General features: G+C 36.5%; 1 protein-coding gene and 2 pseudogenes. All 3 read left to right on the forward strand.

The annotated features are described in order from the left end of the window. Nucleotides 1-810, forward strand: a pseudogene (locus C8D70_RS20970) (hypothetical protein); the annotation flags it as partial. A 602-nt stretch (nt 811-1,412) separates the two neighbouring features. Next, on the forward strand, nt 1,413-2,942 hold the full coding sequence (locus C8D70_RS20555; protein ID WP_110368533.1) for a hypothetical protein: 1,530 nt from the start codon (nt 1,413-1,415) through the stop codon (nt 2,940-2,942). A 913-nt stretch (nt 2,943-3,855) separates the two neighbouring features. Continuing rightward, a pseudogene (locus C8D70_RS20560) lies at nt 3,856-4,475 on the forward strand (hypothetical protein); the annotation flags it as partial.

The raw sequence follows: 4,475 nt of genomic DNA on the forward strand, positions 1-4,475 counted from the left end.
CCTGATACCAAACTTACTATCAGTACCCCTGATAATAGTTTTGGTTTGAATCATACCAACGGCACAGTTAATCTGAAAACCTATATTGGTGGAGGATCGGGTTACTTGGGGACCACTACTTCAAATAATCTGAATCTGATAGCAAATAATAGTACAAAAGTGGTAATTACTCCTTCCGGGAATGTAGGAGTAGGGACAGGCATACCGGACAGCTCTGCTTTACTGGACATAAGCTCCAGCAATAAAGGTCTTTTATTACCTAGAGTATCTCTGTCCTCAACATCGGATGCCAGCACTGTTCCCGCACCAGCAAAAGGGCTTCTGGTTTATAACAATAATACAGCCATGTCACCTCAGGGAGAAGGAATTTATTATAACGGAGGAACAAGTTCAGCTCCTGACTGGGGAAAAATAGGACCTGTTTCAAAAATGTACTTTAAATACTACTCCTTTACAAACCCAAATGGAGATTTTGTATCTAATTTTGATACAAAAATACCTACAAATAAATATACGGCTATTGTTGTTGGATTTGATACCAATAATCATAGCTCCACCAGTGCCGGCTTTAAAGGTAATGGTTCCACCAGTTTTGATTTTCAGGTGCCGGACATCTATACCTTTTCGCAGAACGGAACCTGGAGAATATATGCTGATGTTCCTAATGCAACTACTTCATCAGGAAGTACATTTGTATGGGGAATCAGATTGCTGATCATTTCCAACGAGCAAATGACTACTTTGAGTGATGGTGGTTATAATCTTGGAGGCAGCAGTACCGGAGCAGCGACAGCTTCACCTGTTCCATAGTAGTAAAGAATAAGATAAATCAGTCTACCGGAATATATCCCAAACAATAAATCCTCTTCAATAAGTATTTTGAAGAGGATTTATTATTATCAAAAAAAATTAAATATGAATTCTAACAACACATTTTTTTAAGATTTAAATAGAAAGGTATAACAAATTAATTATTTCACATAAAAAGGATAAAAAAACACTGGAATAATGTATATATGATGTATATGCAACATGCGCATGATGTATGATTGCTGTATACGTAAAATATACTACAATCTGGAAAAGCGTTAGTTTTGCTTCAATAAATCTAAATCAGGAAAATAATAACAAATTCATATATATTCAGTTTCAGATAATATGTTCAGCCTTTTTCAATATAATTTCTGGCCTTAGTTATTTTCTTAAGCTTAAGAAATTTCAATCATATGATTATGTACAATGAAATCAATTACACAAAAAATTCATTTTACAAATATCAAATACTACAAATTAAAACTATTAGCCTATTCTCAATATCAAATAAAAAACATAAGGATGCTCTGCAGTTATTACAGAGCCTTTGATATATAAAAGAAGATCTTAGTTTGATTTAAATTCAAATACCATACATTATGAAAAAAAATTTATTACTAGCAGGCTTTCTTACCACCTTTTCGCTTGTGGCAAAGTCACAAGTGGGGATTAATACACCTAATCCTCAGGGAGTATTCAATGTTGATGGGCTAAAAAATAATCCAGCAACAGGAGTACCTACTGCCGCTCAGGCTAAGGATGATCTGGTAATGATGTCTAATGGTAACATGGGACTGGGTCTTACCACTGCTGGTACCACATTGGATGTAAATGGAGCCATTACCACACGTGAAACCGCTTTAGCTGTTGCAGGTAATGCGGTTTCTGTTCCTGCTAATGTGAGTTTGGTACGGCTTACCGGAGCTGCTACAGCCAATGTGGCCATTTCAGCATTTGCTGCCCCTAATCCCGGTCAGCGGCTTATTGTCTATAATGCTACTACAGGTGGATTTGGGGCTACGCTGGATGGCGTTACCATTCCTAATGGCAAAGCCCTGGAGTTTGTTTTCAGTAATTCATTCTGGAGGCCTACAGATGGTGGCTCAGTTGGAGCTTCTCCTACTAATATCTATACCGCAGACGGTACTCTTGGGGGAAACAGAGTGGTTAGTACCGCAGGAAATTCACTGGCTTTTACAAATGGAACCAATAATGTGACTATTGGAACGACTGGGACTGAAGGCATTGTAACAGCAAAAGGTTCTTCAAGGGGATCATTTCTTGCTAATGGAGGTGCGGCAAATTTATCGGTGTATGCAAATGATAATGGAAAAGCAATAGTCAGTGCTTATGGAAATAGTACCAGTTTGGATATGGGATCCAGCACAGCAATTCCTGTTAATGTTTTTACCAATAACACCCAAAGAATGACCGTTGATTCCGGGGGAAATGTGGGTGTAGGAACATCGACTCCACAGGAGAAACTTCATATAAATGGTACTGTTCAGATTACCAACGAATTAAATGTAGGAGGCACAGCCTCCACTGCGGGAAATCCTGGTACTGCAGGCCAGGTTCTTAAATCCAATGGTCCTGGAGTTGCCCCTTCATGGCAGACTCTGGCCGGTGTTCCGAACGCCACAGGAACTATAATCGCTGTAAACGGCCAGTTTATAGTAGCTCAGGAAATATCTGTACAAATGACGACTGATTATTCAATAGTTGGTAATGGTGTTGCTACAGCTATAGGAAGTTTGACCAATGAAATTATAGACAACGAGAATCTATATACCGGTACAGCTACTTCCAATTCTTTTAAAGTATCAAATGACGGGGTCTATCTGATTACAATGAATGTACAATTGTCAGTAAATTCTACCGGGGGATCAAGCCCAGTAATTGGCATATGGGACAATGGAACCAATAGTTGGGTTGCCAGAGTTAATGATTATAATGCAACGCCAAATCAACTGCAGACTTATACCTTGATTACTTCTATTCCAATGTTCGCGTCAACTACTTACTCATTCAGAGCAGCGAATACACAGGATATAAGTTTGAAGGCTTTTAGTTCAGGATCTACAGGTTCAGGGCCTGTTACACAGGTTTCTGTGAAACGGTTAAGGTAAAAATTACAAAACAGATTCACAGGTGGTGAGAACATTTGAGAATGAATTCAAATCTTACAATTCTCAGAAAAACATCTTTAAAAAAAGAATAAGCTATTATTATCTTAAGGTATAATACCAGATAAAGTATTTTTAATTTTACTTATTTGTTGTTTCATACTATCAATACTTCTTCCCTTTAACACTGATTATATTAATAAATTACTAGGCTTGAGTATTACTAATTATAATCTTGGAGGCAGCAGTACCGAAGCTGCAAAAGCTTCATCCATTCCATAGTAGTAAAGAATAAAATAAATAAGTCTACCGGAATATCCAAACAAAAAATTCTCTTCAAAATACTTATTGAAGAGAATTTTTTATTATCTAAAAAAAAGAAATTGAGTATGAATTCTAACAATACCGCTTTTAAAGATTTAAATATAAAGAGAAAAAAAGTTACAATAGATTAATTATTTCACATAAAAAGGATAAAAAAAATAAAAAAAATATAAAAATAACACAAGTTGATGTATATAAGATGTATATATAATGCACACATGATGCATTTTTGCTGTATGTGAAAAATATAATACAATCTGCAATAAACCTTAGTTTTGCCTTATAAAATTTAAAACAGGAAAATAATAACAAATTCATTTACTCAGGTTCATATAATATTTTCAGCCTTTTTCAATATTACTTCTGACCTCAGTAATTTTTCTAAAGCTTAAGAGATTTCATTCATATGGATATGTAACAATGAAATCAATTACACCAAATACTCATTTTTAATTAAAACATTCAATACTACAAATTAAAACTATTACTCTATTAGTCAATATTAAATATAAAACATAAGGATGCTCGAAGTTAATATAGAGCTTTTATAAAAGAAAATCTTAGTCTAATTTAAATTCAAATACCATACATTATGAAAAAAAATTTATTACTAGCAGGATTGCTTACCACTTTTTCATTTGTGGCAAAATCACAGGTGGGAATTAATACAACCAATCCTCAGGGGGTATTTAACATTGATGGGTTAAAAAATAACCCAACAACCGGAGTGCCTTCTGCCGCTCAGGCTAAAGATGATGTGGTGGTGACTTCTAATGGAAATCTGGGGCTGGGTCTTACCACTCCCGGTACCACATTGGATGTAAACGGAGCTATTACCAACCGTGAAACCGCTTTAGCCGTTGCTGGTAATGCGGTTTCTCTTCCTGCTAATGTGAGTTTGGTACGGCTTACCGGAGCTGCTACAGCCAATGTGGCCATTTCAGCATTTGCTGCTCCTAATCCCGGTCAGCGACTTATTGTCTATAATGCTACTACAGGTGGATTTGGAGCAACACTGGATGGCGTTACCATTCCAAATGGTAAGGCACTGGAATTCGTTTTCAGTAACTCATTCTGGAGGTCTACCGATGGAGGCTCAGCTGGAACTTCTTCTGTGAATATTTATAACGCAGACGGAACTCTTACAGGCAACCGTACCGTTACACAGGGAGCCAATACCCTGGCCTTTACAGGAACGCAGACCAATGCATT

Source organism: Chryseobacterium sp. CBTAP 102 (assembly GCF_003201365.1).
GTDB lineage: Bacteria > Bacteroidota > Bacteroidia > Flavobacteriales > Weeksellaceae > Chryseobacterium > Chryseobacterium candidae.

Excerpts from the sequence above, each read along its gene's own strand:
- C8D70_RS20555 (WP_110368533.1), top strand. The coding sequence starts at position 1,413 with ATGAAAAAAAATTTATTACTAGCAGGCTTTCTTACCACCTTTTCGCTT.